The 16,159-nt window shown below is 50.6% G+C and carries 14 protein-coding genes; 6 read left to right on the top strand and 8 right to left on the bottom strand.

The features are described from left to right. Positions 1–26: 26 nt before the first annotated feature. Positions 27–500: a GNAT family N-acetyltransferase gene (locus tag ACTJJJ_RS07140; protein WP_426294288.1), complete on the top strand. Its 474-nt coding sequence runs from the start codon at positions 27–29 to the stop codon at positions 498–500. Between the two features lie 23 nt (positions 501–523). Here the strand turns inward: ACTJJJ_RS07140 and ACTJJJ_RS07135 are convergent, their stop codons facing one another. Continuing rightward, positions 524–673 carry a hypothetical protein gene (locus ACTJJJ_RS07135; RefSeq protein ID WP_426294289.1) on the bottom strand — a complete coding sequence of 50 codons (150 nt, stop codon included), beginning with the start codon at positions 671–673 and terminating at the stop codon, positions 524–526. 115 nt (positions 674–788) lie between these two features. After that, positions 789–1,541 (bottom strand): SDR family NAD(P)-dependent oxidoreductase, encoded by a 753-nt coding sequence (locus ACTJJJ_RS07130; RefSeq protein WP_426294290.1) that lies wholly within the window; start codon positions 1,539–1,541, stop codon positions 789–791. Between the two features lie 104 nt (positions 1,542–1,645). On the opposite strand from ACTJJJ_RS07130, the gene ACTJJJ_RS07125 reads away from it, so the two are divergent. Beyond that, positions 1,646–2,002, top strand: coding sequence for a winged helix-turn-helix transcriptional regulator (locus ACTJJJ_RS07125; RefSeq protein WP_426294291.1), 357 nt, complete (start codon positions 1,646–1,648; stop codon positions 2,000–2,002). Here the strand turns inward: ACTJJJ_RS07125 and ACTJJJ_RS07120 are convergent. After that, positions 1,995–2,624, bottom strand: coding sequence for a response regulator (locus tag ACTJJJ_RS07120; protein ID WP_188929223.1), 630 nt, complete (start codon positions 2,622–2,624; stop codon positions 1,995–1,997). The genes ACTJJJ_RS07125 and ACTJJJ_RS07120 overlap by 8 nt on opposite strands. Further along, a complete protein-coding gene (locus tag ACTJJJ_RS07115) occupies positions 2,621–5,791 on the bottom strand; it encodes a ligand-binding sensor domain-containing protein (RefSeq protein WP_440701687.1) in 3,171 nt (1,056 codons plus the stop codon). The genes ACTJJJ_RS07120 and ACTJJJ_RS07115 overlap by 4 nt, the downstream gene beginning before the upstream one ends. Positions 5,792–5,855: 64 nt before the next feature. Between ACTJJJ_RS07115 and ACTJJJ_RS07110 the strand changes: the two genes are divergently transcribed. Next, positions 5,856–6,776 (top strand): helix-turn-helix domain-containing protein, encoded by a 921-nt coding sequence (locus ACTJJJ_RS07110; protein WP_426294293.1) that lies wholly within the window; start codon positions 5,856–5,858, stop codon positions 6,774–6,776. Position 6,777: 1 nt separating this feature from the next. Here the strand turns inward: ACTJJJ_RS07110 and ACTJJJ_RS07105 are convergent, their stop codons facing one another. Then, complete coding sequence (locus ACTJJJ_RS07105; protein ID WP_188929226.1) at positions 6,778–7,611, bottom strand: hypothetical protein; 834 nt, start codon at positions 7,609–7,611, stop codon at positions 6,778–6,780. A 132-nt stretch (positions 7,612–7,743) separates the two neighbouring features. Between ACTJJJ_RS07105 and ACTJJJ_RS07100 the strand changes: the two genes are divergently transcribed. Continuing rightward, positions 7,744–9,327 carry a glycoside hydrolase family 28 protein gene (locus ACTJJJ_RS07100; RefSeq protein ID WP_426294294.1) on the top strand — a complete coding sequence of 528 codons (1,584 nt, stop codon included), beginning with the start codon at positions 7,744–7,746 and terminating at the stop codon, positions 9,325–9,327. Positions 9,328–9,503: 176 nt separating this feature from the next. On the opposite strand, the gene ACTJJJ_RS07095 is transcribed toward ACTJJJ_RS07100, so the two are convergent. From ACTJJJ_RS07095 to ACTJJJ_RS07085, 3 genes are all read right to left on the bottom strand, one after another. Continuing rightward, the gene (locus ACTJJJ_RS07095) at positions 9,504–9,626 is read right to left on the bottom strand and encodes a hypothetical protein (RefSeq protein ID WP_262892320.1); all 123 of its coding nucleotides are present in this window, start codon (positions 9,624–9,626) and stop codon (positions 9,504–9,506) included. A gap of 138 nt (positions 9,627–9,764) precedes the next feature. Continuing rightward, positions 9,765–11,312 (bottom strand): SusD/RagB family nutrient-binding outer membrane lipoprotein, encoded by a 1,548-nt coding sequence (locus ACTJJJ_RS07090; RefSeq protein WP_426294295.1) that lies wholly within the window; start codon positions 11,310–11,312, stop codon positions 9,765–9,767. Positions 11,313–11,335: 23 nt separating this feature from the next. Then, positions 11,336–14,515: a SusC/RagA family TonB-linked outer membrane protein gene (locus ACTJJJ_RS07085; protein WP_426294296.1), complete on the bottom strand. Its 3,180-nt coding sequence runs from the start codon at positions 14,513–14,515 to the stop codon at positions 11,336–11,338. Between the two features lie 488 nt (positions 14,516–15,003). On the opposite strand from ACTJJJ_RS07085, the gene ACTJJJ_RS07080 reads away from it, so the two are divergent. Both ACTJJJ_RS07080 and ACTJJJ_RS07075 read left to right on the top strand, forming a co-directional pair. Then, positions 15,004–15,756, top strand: a complete 753-nt coding sequence (locus tag ACTJJJ_RS07080; RefSeq protein ID WP_426294297.1) for an SDR family oxidoreductase — start codon at positions 15,004–15,006, stop codon at positions 15,754–15,756. A 203-nt stretch (positions 15,757–15,959) separates the two neighbouring features. Beyond that, on the top strand, positions 15,960–16,151 hold the full coding sequence (locus tag ACTJJJ_RS07075) for a hypothetical protein (RefSeq protein WP_188929230.1): 192 nt from the start codon (positions 15,960–15,962) through the stop codon (positions 16,149–16,151). Positions 16,152–16,159: the final 8 nt, after the last annotated feature.

The raw sequence follows: 16,159 nt of genomic DNA, 5'->3' as shown, positions 1-16,159 counted from the left end.
TGACAATAATTTGTGAGCTTTGCGGGATGACTGATACGTTTAAACTGATTATCGCTCAAAGCGAAGCGCATTTCGAAGATGGAAAGAAGCTCTTCCGGGAGTACGCGGCGTCGTTGTCTATCGACCTCGCTTTTCAGCACTTTGAGGAAGAGCTAGATACTGTGCAGGATCAATATGGGCCGCCTTCGGGCGCGCTGGTACTCGCGTATGCGGGTGTTCGTGCGATCGGTTGCGCGGGTGTGCGCAACAAGGGGCAAGGGATTGCCGAGCTGAAACGAATGTACGTCAAGCCGGAATTTCGCGGGCATCAACTCGGGCGCTTGCTGCTGGAACGGTCTGTTTCAATGGCAAAAGATCTGGGATACGGAACGCTCCGGCTTGATACGCTCGCCAGCATGACGGGCGCGCGCAGGCTGTATGAGTCATTTGGATTCGGGATTATACCAGCCTATTACAACAATCCGCACGCGGACGCTATTTACATGGAAAAGGCGCTTTGAATGGCTTTTGGGGCCGGGGATGTTTAACGGTAACGTCTCATCAGCAGCGATAGCGGCCAAAGAATGGCGGTAACGATCGCCTTGTTCCAATCAGGGCGTTCCGGATTTTCCCGGTATGCTTTCACGCAGTACCAGACCAGGATGAACAGCGAAATGGTCAATGCGCCTGCCATAGTTTTTGATTTTGGTGAATAATGAATTGAAAGTTAGTTCATTATCTGTTTTTTAGCCAAACAAATGGTACCAATGGTATCGACCGCGCATGGTGCGGCACGGCGAGCCAGACCCTCAAAATGGATAATGCCGCATTCCTCCATCGACTACAATCGCCGAGCCGGTGATGTAGCCTGCCCGCGGGGAGACAAGGAACACGGCCATGTCTGCCATATCCTGTGGCTGGCCGAAATCGCCGAGCGGTATTTCCTGTGCGGCAAAAGCTTTCCGCTCCTCGTCTGAGAAGTACGGCCGGATGTTAGCCGTGTCGATCAGCCCCGGTTGCAGCGTATTGACGCGTACATTGTATTTTCCTACCTGCCCTGCGAGTTGCTTCGACCACGCGGCCATACTTGCCTTGGCTACGGCCGATACATTGATGCTGCGGAGTTCGTAAGTACTCGTCAGGTTCAGGATAACCCCCTGCTGCCGTTCGACCATATGCGGCAGCAGCTCCTGAGTAAGTTGGCGGGGCCGGTCGAAGTCCAGCGCCATCGAATCGGTCCATGGCTGCTCCGGGCCCGTAATATCGACAGGGCGGCTTTGTCCGGCGTTATTGATAAGGATATTTACATGGCCCAATGCAGCCAATGCGGCTTGCGCGATGCGGTGCGGCCCGTCGGGCGCGGTGAAATCCTGCGCGAAAACAACCAGCGCCATGCCTGTCTCCTCTGCCACTTCTTCGCGGAGGCTATTCAAAAGCTCCTCATTGCGGGCGGTGGCAAATACCGTCACGCCCTCTCTGGCCAGTTCCCTCACAATAGCGCGGCCGATACCCTGGCTGGCGCCTGTTACCAGGGCTGTACTTCCTTTTAAATGCAAATTCATAATGGTGTTTCGAATGTGTTAAAGACTGGTTGCAAACCTAGCTGGAAGCATTTAATTTTGGATGCTATACAACCAATTGTGGGGTACTAACAAAAGTGTAAGTAATGGCAGCCAAAAAACAGAATTCTACCTACACCAGCAATGAAAAGTACATTGTGGAGTGCGATCTTACGTATGCGGTCAATAAGATTGGCGGCAGGTGGAAAATATTGATTATCAGTAAACTGGAAAAAGGGAAAATGCGGTTCGGGGAGCTTAAAAAGGAGTTTCCGTACATAACGGAACGGATGCTGACGCTACAATTGCGCGCGCTCGAACAGGACGGCCTGGTCAAGCGCACGGTTTATGCCGAAGTGCCGCCGCGTGTGGAATACGAACTCACCGAAATGGCCGCGGCATTCGGGCCGATTTTCCAGCAGCTTAGCGAATGGGGCGGAAAGCACCGGAAAAGCGTTAATTGAGCTTATAAGCGTCCGCCAATTGTACCAGTGCCTTGCGGTCGGAGATATTCAGTTTGTCGAATATACGCCGCCGGAACGTACTCACAGAGGTGTATTGCAGCTGCATCAGCTCGCTGATCTGCGTAATGGTGTAATCCTGAACGATATACATCGCTACCTGAAATTCCCTGGGCGTCAACCCGTCGAACGGGTTCATTGATTTCCGATTGAGTGTGTCGTTGACAATGATCTCGGCCAGCTCGGCGCTCATGTATTTCTTTCCGGCAAGTACCATATTTACCGCCTTTATCAATTCGTCAGGCGAAGCATCCTTCTCAATATACCCATGCGCGCCCATTTGGAGCGCCCTTTTTCCAAAAATCGTCTCGCTGTTCATTGATACAATCAGTACTTTGGTGTCGGGGCTGGAATTCCTGATCCAATGCAGCACGGTGTTGGTATCGGTGTCGGGCATGTTCAGATCGAGCAGTATAAGGTCATAGGTGTTGATTTTCAACTGGGTCATAATGGATTGACCATCCCAGCTTTCATCGATTTCCGGGTCGGAGAAATGGTTGAGTAATGCGGCTTTAAGCCCGTAGCGAACCAGCGAATGGTCGTCGGCAATCAATATCTTTTTCATAATGTGGTGAAATTGGGCGGAGCAATATCTGTCAAAATAGCTTCTGCTGTGTCAGGTGGGCTGGGTAAAAGTCCGGAAATGGTGACGGATGTTCCTTGTCCGACGGTACTTTCTACTTCCAGTTTACATTCGAGGCGGGCCACGAAATCGATGATGATCTGGTAACCGAGGCGGCCACTTTGCTCGATTCCCTCGGTTGTAAGTACATTTTCGATACGCCGCTTGATTTTGCTCAGATCGGCCGGCGACATGCCCCGCCCGTTATCCGACACTGAAAGTTTCAGGTATTTATCATCCTGTCTGACAAGTTCTACCCGGATATGCCCGTCGGTAGTATACTTGTTGGAGTTGTCGATCAGGTTGCGGATTACCGCTTTTAGTATCTCGCGATTTGTTAAAAGTTCCAGGTTGTCGGGGTTAACAAAGTGAAGGGTATTCTTTTTGAAAAGAAGCATTTCTTCAAAAAACTCCCTCAGCTCGCTAGCCAGGCCGTCGAACGGGAACGGCCGTTTGCTGAGAAAAAAACCATCCTGCTGCGATTTGGTCCAGAGATTGATCTCTTTCACAAAAGCATGGATATTGGTAGCGGCCTTTTTGATCTCCGCAGTTCCCGTCCTGACATCATCGAGACGGTCTTTTTCGAGTGCCGCAGCCACGTGGTCCGACAGCAGGTTTAAGAAATGCAGTGGCGATTGCAAGTCATGCGCGAGCAGCAGCGTGATCTTCTCTTTCAGCCGTTTACTGTATTCGAGCTGTTTGGTCCGCTCCTGGACCTGTGCTTCAAGCTGTTTTCTTCGTTGCGTCAAATAATGATAACGTAGTTTCACCGCGAGATAAAACGAAAAGGCGAGCAAAAACAGCGCGAAAAGCGTGGCATACCAGGTCTGGTACCAGAATGGGGCCACCGTAAAGCTCTTGGTCAGCAAACCCACATTATCGTGCCCAAAACCTGCCTTCTTTCTTACCTGAAGCGTATAGGTTCCGTAACCCGGCCGGTTGAGGGTGATCGTCGGGCTGCCGTTCAGTTGGTACCATTCATCATCGAGGCCTTTGATATTGTATTCCAAAAGCTGGTTCTCCGGCAGTCCGAAATAGGGCGACGCCAGCGTGATTTCGATGCGGTTAAAGGAGGGGCCCAGCCGCAGGTCGCCGGCGAATGGCTGCTCCTTGCCGTCGACGACAAACTTGTCGATCAAGATCCGGGCGTTGGGAAGGATGTCGGTGATACTGTCGGGATACATCTGCACCAGCCCGTCCATCGAGGAAAAGGAGAACTTCCCATCCGGAAAAACGACCGAGGACGGATCGCAGCCGCCATTGAATTCGTTGTTGCCAAAGCCATTGCTTTTGTCATAATAATAGTAGAAAATGCTGTTCGCTTTGCCGTCGAGGAAATCGTACACGTCTTGTGTCCTGCATTTGAAAAGCCCGTGGTTGGTGGTCATCCACATAAAGCCCTTTTTGTCTTCCAGAAAAGTGTGCACGACAAGCAAATAGCCGTTTCGGTCGAGTGGCAATGCGGTAGGCTTGCCATTGCGGATCGCGTAGAACCCCTGGCCATAGGTCCCCGCCCAGAGTGTTTTCTTTTTATCTGTGTAAAACGCCCTGACCTCCCGGCCTTCCATTTCGGGGATTTCCCGAACCGAGGCTTTCTGAACATCCATCTGGAACAAGCCTTTTCCATCCGATGCCCAGATTACGTTATTGTTTACAGGGATAAAAGTCTTGACTAACTTAGGTAAATTCAGCCAGTGGATCGAATCCACGGAGATTTTGCCCAGGCTTCCGGAGAATGTATTCAACCAGATATTCCCGTCGGGTGTTTGGGCAATCTTTGCAATTTCCTTTTCTGCATAGAACTGCCGTATGAGCTTCAAATCGGGCGTGCGCTGCTCAACGCGTTTGTATGCCCTGTTCAGCCATACATTACCCGCCTTGTCCACCAGTATCCCGCTCCTGCCTATAAGCGGAAAAGGCGGGCCGGAGCGGGTACCGTTGGGCAGGATCGCACCCAGCTCTGTGAGAAGGCCATCGTTGCCGTATAAATGCTGGCTGTAAAAATTGTTGTTCGTTCCCGGAATGCGAACGGTTTTGAACTGCTTCTTTTTAAACACATACATCCCGCCCGTGTCCGTACCCAATATGTGAATGCCCGATTCGGGGATGTTCAGGTAACATAATACGTTGCCGATATCGCCCGTTTTCAGTATCGGCTTACCGACAAGTATGTTGCCCGCGCCAGCAGCAGCACCAATTTCATACAAGGTATTGGAGTTATGCAGGAAAAGGCGTTGCCCCTGCTGAAAGAACTGTGATGGCCCGTGAAGTTCCCCGATACCGCCACCGGATAATTTAAGAGAAACTGCATATTGCCGCCCAGTCGAATCGATGCAGGCTATCCGGCCTGTCTGATCGAAAAAATAGATCCGGTTATTCAGTATACCAGACCTGTTATTAGACAATATTGAGCCTTTTAATGTCTTTAAAAAAATCACCTTTTTCCCATAGAGATAAGCCAACCCATTATCGCCGATTCGCAGGAATCCATCCCCGCGGGCTCCGACCTGATCATAGTTGACCTGTGCCGCAAAAGCCCCGAACTGCGATTCGATTCGATGGCGGTCTTGTGGCAGAAGGTTAGCAAAGACATCAAACTGATCCTTCCGCGATTGGAGTAAGACAACCCTATTGCGGATGTGCGGGTTTAGCACAAAAGGCTGGTTATTTTTATCAAAAGAAAAGACTTTAAAACCGGTATCCTTGAAGTAAATGGTACTATCGCCCGTGAGGCCGAGGTCGATAATGCGGTTACTGGCAAGCTGCGGTATATTGCTGAGGTTGTAGGTCACGAATTTCGTCCCGTCAAACCGTACCAGCCCGCCCTGGGTGGTCATCCATACGAAACCGTCTTTATCCATCCGAAGCAGCATCACGCTGTTTTGCGGTAAGCCATTGTCGCCGGTGTAATGCTGCTCGGTAAAATCGGAGACCTCCTGGCCAGATACGTGTAAGGCTACCGTGAGGAAGGTGAGAAGGGTAGTAATCCTCGCAATTTTCATAGCCGGGTCAACAAAGTGGGTTTGTCCTGAAATGACAGATGTAGGGTCGGGATCGAGGGTACAATAATAGCTTAGTTTTGTAATAATTTCTATGGCTTTTACAAACATTTCTAGCCAGTTGGCCTGTTATTCTATGTTAAACTTATTGACTGGTTTTCTTTACTTTTGACGCATGGCGCGTAATCTGGTTGTCAAAGACCTCCCGGAGCTGTATGAAACAATGGGCCTGCCCGTCGAACCGCTGGATGCGTCGTCGGGTCTGACCATCCATTTCTTGCAACAGACCTTTACCGAATTCCCATTTAAGTCAGTGCCTTTCAGGCCCAATTATTTCAGTTTTCTGTTTATCCGGGAAGCATTCGGCAAATACACGATCGATGACCAGAGCTTCGATGTGCAGCCGGGGACGGTATATTTCACCAATCCGGGCAACTACCGTGTTTTCGAATGGTATGGTATCAACGACACCTGTCTGATCACTTTTAATGAAGCATATTTAAAGGAAAATGTGCACGAAGATGTGTACCGCGATTTTTCTTTCCTGCTTACCGAAACCGTCGAGCCGAGGGTTTTGTCAGGGGAACAGTTTGCCGTCGTCCAGCAGCTCTATCAGCAGATACATAGTGAATACCGTGGAAATTCACCTTATAAAAACAGGATCATCGGCAGTCTGATGGTGGCTTTGCTTTTAAAGATCAAGGAATATTTTTTCCAGGATTATAACCCGATTTATGAAGGTAACCGCAGTTCCCAGATAGTAAAGACATTTAAAAGAAACCTCGAACAGCATTTCAGGGACCTTGTGAACGGGAAGGTCGAAATGCCCTTGCGTGTTCAGGATTATGCGGACCTGCAATTTTTACATGTCAATTATTTGTCGAATGTGATCAGCAGCAAAACCGGTAAATCAGTAAGCGCATGGATTGCCGATAAAACCGTCGCCGAAGCCAAAGTGATGTTGCAAAACCCGGGCCTGACAGTCAAGGGAATAGCCATTCGGTTAGGCTTTCTCGAAGCGCCACATTTCAGTAATTATTTCAAAAAACACACCTCCCAAAGCCCCGCCGAATACAGGAGGCTGCATGCAGGGTGATTTATGTAATATCGTCAAAACCATATGCATCCGGGCTTAGCAGAAGGAGCGACATCGCCCAATGTGCCTTTTCGTCTTCTTCCGAAAACGGGTGCCGGGACCATACTGACCAGCCTTCAACGGGCTGATAAAATTTTTCGTAGTTCAAGCGGTCGAATTCTTTCAGCTCTTCCAGTTTTTTGGATTGGAATTCCGTTATCTCGGGATTCTGGCGGTATAATCTATCTTTAATGAATTGCGCCACGGATTTCGTCGGCGCGTCCACTGCATTCTCGAAAGCCCAATAGTCTGGTAGCAGGCATTGTGTATAATGGGTAAGCATCACCTCCTTCAACCCATTTGGGGCAAAAGTCTTTTGGAACCGTATGTGGTGCACCAGCGCTTCTTTCTGGCGCTCATGCAAGAAAGTTTTGTAACATGCTTTCAGATAGTCAATTTTAACACGATCCGCGTGGAATGCAGACGGAAAAACAGGGGAAGGCTGCGTATAAAGGGAGGGAATAAGATTATTTTTAAGGTACTCGATTTTCGCGCGATGATAATCAAGCCATCTGGCGCGTTCATTGTCCTGCTGGATCGAATTCTCCGTGTATTGTGCATAAAGACGCTCCTTCAATTCGTCGTACCGGACCCTTTGTCCCTCATTCAATAGTCCTTGAAAGGCAATAAGTTCATAATCCCAGTCTTCCCATACGGATAGTATATGTTTTGGTGAAAATGTATCCCTGATCGCCTCATATTTAAGGACTTGTTCCGCTTGCTCAAATGTCAGATCGAGGTAGTGATACCTGTCCTGAACAAGCTCTACATTCGAACGATGGTCGCTTTTTTCCATGGATATTGATTTGCTAATATGCCAATATAACACGTCCCGACGATTTCGTGTTAGATAATATGCGGCATTTTTAAGAGTAGTTGCAGCCAACCTTCGTCTTCCCGGTGAAGATTTTGGCAATGGTGAACAGACATGATGATGCATTTGAAATTCTGGATTTTTATTTTGGTAACCTTGGCAGCTGGGGCGAACGCAAGCGGGCAAACCGCCGTGGCAAACCGCGCGGGAGCCGTCCCAAAGGTTGAGGACGTGGGTGCAGGGAAATTGCCGGCAGAAATAGCCCCGGTAAAAGCCCCATTCCCGATGCCGCGGTTTGTAAAACCAGTTTTTCCCGCATTAACAATAAAAATCACTGACAAAGGCGCCCGCGAAGGCGCCATGGTCACAAAAGCGATACAGGCGGCGGTTGATGAAGTGAGCAGGAACAAAGGCGGAACGGTGATCATTCCGCGGGGTATCTGGAAAACCGGGCGTATCAGTTTGAAAAACAATGTAAACCTACACCTGAGCGAAGGTGCGGAACTGCATTTCAGCGCGGAAATCGAGGATTACCTTCCGGCTGTGTTCACAAGGAATGAGGGAGTGGAACTGATGTCCCTCGGGGCGTTGATTTATGCCAATGGCCAGGAGAATATCGCTGTAACAGGCAAAGGAAAGCTTGTCGGCTCGCCTGACGGCCCGGTCAGGAAGCGCATTATGACGCTGGACGTGATCGAAAAGGTGGTTCCTTCCGATAAGCCGGTACATGAAAGGGTTTACGAAGGCAAAGACGGCGGCTTTATTTTTCCGCCGATGTTCATTTCTCCGATCAACTGTAAAAAGGTTTATATAGAGGGGATTACGCTCGAAAATACACCATTCTGGAACGTGGTGCCGGTGTATTGTGATAATGTGATTATCCGCGGCATTACTGTGCGTTCGGTGGGCATTCCGCGAGGCGACGGGATCGATATTGAATCGTCCAGGAATGTGCTCATCGAGTACTGCACCCTTGCCAGCGGCGACGATTGTTTCACGATCAAGGCCGGGCGCGGCGAGGACGGCATCCGGGTGAACAAGCCGACGGAAAACGTGGTGATCCGCTACTGCCTCGCCCGCGAGGGCCACGGCGGCATTACCTGCGGCAGCGAAACGGCCGGAATGATCCGTAACCTGTATGTGCAAGACTGTGTTTTTGACGATACCGACACCGGCCTGCGTTTCAAAACGCGCCGCTCCCGGGCCGGAGGCGGGGATAACCTCGTGTACGAGCGCGTGCGCATGATCCTGCGCGGCGATGCTGTGAAATTCGATATGCTGGGCAGCCGGCAATATGTAGGCGAGCTGGCAGACCGCCTGCCCGCGCGGCCTGTCGACAAGCTGACACCCGCATACCGCAACATCACCGCCCGGAACATCATCATCGAAAAGGCGCGCACCTTTATCGACATTACCGGCATTCCCGAATCGCCGGCTGCCAACCTGCTCATCGAAAATGCCGATGTGCGGGTCCGGACCGCATTCAAAGCAAGCGACGCCGAAGGCATTACGATCCGGAATGCGTCCATCGCCATGACCGATTCTCTTTTGCGCGGACTGGATATCCGCCATGTTCTTTTTGAAAAAGTGGAATTCAAAACACCCGGCAAACGGGTGTGGATGGACGTTCAAGGCGAAAACTCGAAGAATATCCGGTTTGTAGATTGCATCCCCGCGAAGCCGGAAGATTGGGAGTAACAGGTAAGTGTGGTGACCAAACTCAATAGCAGGCCGAAGGACCACGCTTCCACGACTTTCGCCGATAGGAAATCGGCGAGAAGGTGCTGAATGGCAGATATACAGGAGTGTGGAGTATTTGCTACGATTAAATATTTGACGATTCGCTGGCATGAACCCCTGTTCGTACGAGCGAATCAGTCCTGAAATTCGAGCAGCGCTTTCAGCGCCTTAAAGCAGGCGTATGCCAGGTAAATTGGCACCAGAAGCGGCAGGAAAACAGCCATTTTCAGGATGTCGTCATTTGTAAAATTTTTCATAACAAAATTTTTGTATACAACTTATTCTACAAATAGATAAAAGTTGTTCCACAAATATAGGGTAACAAAATTTAATTCACGGTAAAAAAAATGGCTGCTCACAACTAAATGAGCAGCCATTTTTACAAACTATGCACCTTACTTGTTCCACCAAAGCGCGGTCGTAATGTCGTCATTACCTTGTGCTTTCACAGCATTCTGGTAGTTGGCCAGGTTTACGCTCTGTTCTTTGGGCGGGTAGTACAGCCGTTGCGGAACGCCCTCGCCGAATAGTGGCTGGAACTTGTAGTCGGTGGTTTTGCCATCGACGGTGCGGCTCCAAACGATATCACCCGGCTTTACCAGGAACGTCGGATAGCCGGTGCGACGGATTTCAGCCCATGCCTCATCGCCCTGGGTATAAAGTGCCAGGTATTTCTGGTTCAGTACATTGGCTTTATCGGCCTTCGGAAGCGCGGCCAGGTAGGTGGTGATATCGGCCTGTGCAACTCCCCATTTTTGCAACGAAGCCGTCACACCATTGATATATTCCTGCTGATCCCAGTTTTTGTATTCCGAAATAAGGAATGCTACTTCGGCATATTCCTGCAATACTTCTCCGTAATTGGCCGCGTTCACAGCCGAGCCGGGAAGGCTCACGTCGGTGGCTGTCAGCAAGCCGGCCGCCGCAACGGGGAGCCCGTATGGCTGGCCTGTGTAGTTGCCGGCTGCATTTTTAGTAGCGTAAATCGGCAGGCGCGGGTCCTGAACCTTCACCGTCCCCAGCTCGCCTTTCAGTACATTGATAATGATGTGCGAAACGGCGAAATCCTTGCGGTTGGCGGTAACGGTAGCACGGTACAGCGGTGCCTCATTGGGTGCAAGCGACTGGTATTTGAACACCGCATTGTCCGCATTGGAAGTGAAAACACCCTTTGCCAAGGCATCGTCGAAATGCGTTTTAGATTCGGCCGGGAGCTGCTTGCGGATGCGCGTCGCGATGCGCAGGCGCAGGGAGTTGGCGAACTTGGCCCACAGATCGTTCTTGCCTTTATAAATCACGTCATAATTGCCAAATGCCGTGGCGGTCTTGTATTTGGCAAGCGTATCGCCGGCCGCTTTCAGCTCATTGAGAATGTCGAGATAGATCTTCTGCTGGCTGGCATAGGCCGGGCTCAGGTTTTCGGGCTCCTGCTGTAATGCCTGAAACTCGGGATCCTGGTTGCCGTACGATTGGTAAGGGATATTGCCAAACACATCCGTCAGGTTCTGGAACGCATAGGCTTTCAGAATGCGCGCAACGGCGATTTGGTTCGCATTGCTGCCCGCTGTCCCGGCGGCGGCGATGCTTTTCGTAGCCGGGTCGGTATTTAGTTTGATGATCTCATTGAGGTTGTTTAGCGCCTTGTACGCGTTGCTCCAATAAGTGTCCGAATACGAGCGGGGAACATCGTAGCGCGACTGGTCGCTGTAAATATTCTGGCTGTAATACTGGGCAAAAAGCTGCGAGCCGCGCAGGGAGCTGTTCTCGTTGCGGATGTTGTCGATCACCTGTTTTTCGGCCGAGAGCAGCACGGTGGTGGTGGTCACGTTTTCGGGACGGTTCGGGTCTTTGTTAATGTCCTCGAAATGGCTGTCGGAGCAGCTGGCAAGCAATGCGCCGATGACGAGGGTCAGAATACCTTTATGATATATGAACTTTTGCATGATCTTCAATTTGAATGTGGTGGTTAAAACTTCACATTTACGTTCAGGCCGTAAGTGGCAGGTACCGGAACGCTGCCGCCTTCAAGACCCTGAATATTGCCGCCGCTGCTCGTGAACTCGGGGTCTATGTACTTGCTGGCCGTGTAAATGTTGGCCAGGTTACGGCCGTAAACCCCGAAATACACCTGTTTTACCGCTTTGTTGTTGAGCGCCAGGTTATAGCCGAATGTGATTTCGCGCAGCTTTACGAACGTCGCGTCGAAGATCGTCTGCGGCGTAGGGCCGCTGTATTCCCCGCGTGACCATGCCTGCGCGGTAATGCGGGTGTCGTTCTGGGTGGTGTTGGTCACCTGGTAGGTGCCGTCGGCATTGTAGGTAACAGTCCCTTTCACGCCATCGAGCACCACTCCTGTTTCGCGGATGTTATTGGAGGCTGTTTTATCCAAAACACCTGCATACATCGCCACTTTGTAGGTTTGTGAGAAGAATTTGCCGCCCACGCGCCCGTCGACCAGGAAGCCGAGGTTGAAATGCTTGTAGGTAAAGTTGTTCTGGAAGCCAAAGAGGTATTTCGGGAGCACACTTCCCAGCGGGGTAAGCTGCTGTGCACGTTCGTAAGTACCGTCCGCTTTGATCACCTTCTGGCCGTCGGCCGCGTAAACGAAGTCGTTTCCGAGGAGCTGTCCGTAAGGCTGTCCTTCACGCGCAACGAGCGTCACAAGGCTGTTGGCAAGCTGGAAGGTATTGATGCCCGGCGCCAGTGCGATCACCTTGTTGCGGTTTCTCGACCAGTTCAGGCTCGAATTCCATTCAAAACCATTCGCGCGGATCGGCGTGCCGGTTAGCGTTATTTCAATGCCTTTGTTGTTGATCTTACCCGCATTGATCACCTTCGAGTCGTAACCAAATGCCGACGACACGGGAATATTGATGATCTGGTTGCGGCTCACATTGTCATAGTACGTAATGTCGAGTCCGACACGGTTTTTCAATGCCTGGATGTTCAAACCGGCCTCCCACGAGCTGGTAATCTCGGGTTTGAGCGCCTGGTTGTTCAACTGCGCGGGCAGTTTGTAAGAAGGCAGACCGTCGAACGACTGGCTTGCTTCATAAGCGCGTTGCAGCTGGTAAGGATCGGTGTCGTTACCCACCTGCGCCCACCCGAGGCGAACTTTGGCAAAATCCAGCCAGTTGATGTCTTTCACACCGTTCAGCTCGCTGAGGATCAAACTGGTTGTAAGTGAAGGGTATGCGAATGAGTTCCGATTTAACGGCAGGGTAGAAGACCAGTCGTTACGCAGCGTTCCGTCGAGGAACAGCAGGCTCTTCCAGCCCAGCGAGAAGCTGCCGAATACCGAGCTGATTTGCTTGCGGTAAGCATTCGAGTTGACGAGTACCGAGCTGGCATTCTTCAAATTATAGTATTCTGGAATGATCAACCCACCCTGCGTAACGGCATCGCTGATGCGGCGGCGCTGGCTCATGATATTACCACCCGCATTCACATTCAATGAAATATCGCCCCAGCTCTTGGTCGCCGAAGCCAGCAATTCGTAGTTGAACTCGCTGAAATTGTTGTTATACTCCTGGTACTGCGATTGCGTGCGGGAATAGACGGCAATACGGTCCTGATATTGATATTGGTACACGTCCGCATTCACTTTTCCGCTTAGCTTCAACCAGCTGTTCACGTCGTACACCACGCCCACGTTGCCGTAGAAACGGTCACGGTTTTCTTCGAGGTAGCTCTGGTAAGCAGACCAGTACGGGTTATCGATAAACTTCGCAGCTTCTCCGGCGGGGGTATCCTGGTAGCCGCTGCGGTTCCAGAGGATCTGGCTGCCGTCGGCGCGCTTGTAGTTTTTCAGCTTGTCGTAATCCACCTGCACCTGTCCCCATTGGAATGCTTCTAGGATGATGTTCCGGTTGGTAGCACCCGTCCACGGCCGGCCGGTCGACTGGTTTTTGATATAATTGAAATTATTGTAAAACTTGAACTTGCCGGCCTGCGTAGAGCCTGAGAAGTTGATCGAGTTGCGTTTCAGCGACGAGTTTGGGATAATGCCTTTTACATTCTTATTGGTAAACGAAATGCGATAGGTGGAGGTAGCGTTACCGCCGCTTACTGCAAGGCTGTTGGTGTTCGAAACGCCGGTTTCGAAGAAGGTATGCACGTCGTTTTTAGGATAAGACCACGGTTGTGGTTTCAGGTATTCGGCCGTGTTTTCGGGATCTAGATTATACCAATGCAGCACAGGCGTGCCATCCAGTTTCGGTCCCCAGCTTTCGTCTACGGCATATTCGGCGATGTTATATTCGTTGCCGCCGATGGTTGCCTTCTGGAAAGTGTTCGAAAAGCCTCCGCCATACAATTTCTGGCGTTTCGGCAGGCGCACGATGTTTTCAAATTCAACGCCGGTGTTGAGCGTGATATTCACCTTGCTGTTTTCCTTGCCTTTTTTGGTGGTAATCAAAATCACCCCGTTTGCCGCGCGCGTTCCGTAAAGCGCAGCGGCGGATGGCCCTTTCAGCACGGAGATGTTCTCGATATCGTCGGGGTTGATGTCCTGGATCATGTTACCGACATCTTTACCACCGCTTCCTGCGCTCGTAGCGGCGCTGTTTAGGTCGGCATTGTCGATCGGCGTACCGTCGATCACGTACAGAGGCTGGTTGTTACCGGAAATGGAGTTGATCCCCCGCAGCAACACGCGCGAGGAGCCGCCCATGTTACCGCCCGATGTAACGACCTGCAAGCCAGCCACTTTTCCGGATAATGCGCTCAGTGCGTTCGTAGGGCGTGTTTGCAATGCCTCGCCCTTCACTTCCTGCACCGCATAGCCTAGCGCGCGTTTCTCGCGGGAAATACCTAGTGCGGTAACCACCACCTCGTTCAGGATCTTGGCGTCCTGTTTCAATGCGATGGCGATCTTGTCGCTGTTGCCCGCGGTCACTTCCTGGGTGAGGTAGCCGATGAATGAAATCACCAGCACAGGCGAATCGGTGTTGGTTTGCAGGCTGAAACCGCCGTTGACGTCGGTCAATGTGCCTGTCGACGTTCCTTTTATGGTAACGGAAGCCCCGGGGAGTCCGCTGGCGTCGTTCGCGTCGGTGACAGTACCGGTAATCGTCCGCTGCTGTGCGTGCACAAGCCCGGTCGCAAGTAAAGTAACCAGAATGAAGTAGATAAATCTCGTTTTCATGAATTGTATTTTGGTGAGGATTTGTTGAGTTGTTGTTTTGAAATTTTCTCTTGATTTTGACTGGCTAGTATTAAAATTGATTTTCTGTAAACCGCATTCAATGAAATTTAATTCCGTTAAATTCATTATAATGAAGTAATTATAAAGATTATATTAATAAATATTTTGTAAATGTATTAAAAATAAATTAAAATGATTAATATCTATCGGATTAATAGATTTAATAATTAGAAAGTCGGTAATAGGATTGTTTTAAGTTTTATGCTAGCTGCTGAGTGGGAGGGCATTAGCTGAACATCGCACCGCGGCCCTTTGATTGAAGGCGCCTGACGGTATTTCGCGGACGAGATGGTGATTTGGCGAAATACCGTGTAAATAAATGAAAGTTATATTCCGTAATGGCTTCATATTTAATAAATTAATCCACTGGCACTAAAATGGCAATTGTAATGCATGAAGCCATTTGTTAATTAAAACCATTCAATTTCATGAAAATCGTAATCATAGGCGGGACAGGTCTGATCGGGTCGAACGTCGCACAAAAATTAGGCCGGCTTGGCCATACAGTCGTAGCGGGCTCGCCTTCTACGGGCATTAATACGCTCACAGGGGAAGGCGTAGCAGAAGCGCTCACCGGTGCCGACGTGGTGATCGACCTGGCCAATGCACCCGCTTTCGATGAGGCCACGGCGGTATCTTTTTTTGAAACGGCGGGGCATAACCTGCTGGCCGCGGAAAAAGAGGCAGGAACAAAGCATCACCTCGCATTATCTATCGTGGGTGTCGATGAGATGGGCGAGATGGGTTATATGCGGGCGAAGAAGGTCCAGGAAGACATTATCCGCGAATCGGGCGTGCCTTACACGATTATCCGCAGCACCCAGTTCCAGGAATTCGTTCCGGCCATCACCGGCGGTTCCACGCAGGGCAACGAGGTTCATGTTTCGAAAGTCGCATTCCAGCCCATCGCCGCGGAGGACGTTGCGGCGTTTGTAGCACAGTTTGCCCTGGGGGTACCTGCAAACGGCATAGAGGAAATCGCCGGCCCCGACCGTGGGTTCATGAGCACTTTCGTCGAGACCTATGTGAAGGAAACTGGCGACACGAAAGTGGTGATTCCGAACGACCGGAATGAATACTTCGGCGCGGTTATACCGCAGGCCGCGTTGGCACCGAAGGGCCAGGCGAATCTGGGCAAAATCCGGTTCGAACAATTTATCGAATCTTCCTTGGTGAAGTAGCCTGCGGCAACGTACAAAGCGGCTCTGTCCCGGTTGGGGCAGAGCCGCTTTGCGTTTCATTTATTTCTTTAAATGCCCTCACGATCTTCAAATAGCCCTTTTTGGGGGCTTCGTAACAATTATTTAATACGAAAGATTAACCGCATAGTAGTCCGTTCGGGAAACGGGCAAGTATCTTTTGTATACCGCGACAGTCAAACAGGATGTCAGTTTCAAGGGCTCATATATTGATTGAAAAGCTGATCAGCAACCGTCTTTCGGCGACGGAATTGTCTGAATTGCTTGCCGGCACGTACGATGAAACCGTACAGCAAGCTTATTCGGACGCGCTGGAAATGTATTTCAATCGGTTACTTACCGAAGAGTCGGGCAAACGATGTGCACTGCCAGATTAGAAGTGGTA

Origin of the sequence: Dyadobacter sp. 22481 (assembly GCF_052044875.1) — a bacterium.
GTDB classification, from domain to species: domain Bacteria; phylum Bacteroidota; class Bacteroidia; order Cytophagales; family Spirosomataceae; genus Dyadobacter; species Dyadobacter endophyticus.
The sequence above is the reverse complement of the archived record's forward strand: the minus strand, read 5'-3'. Positions and strand labels throughout refer to the sequence as shown.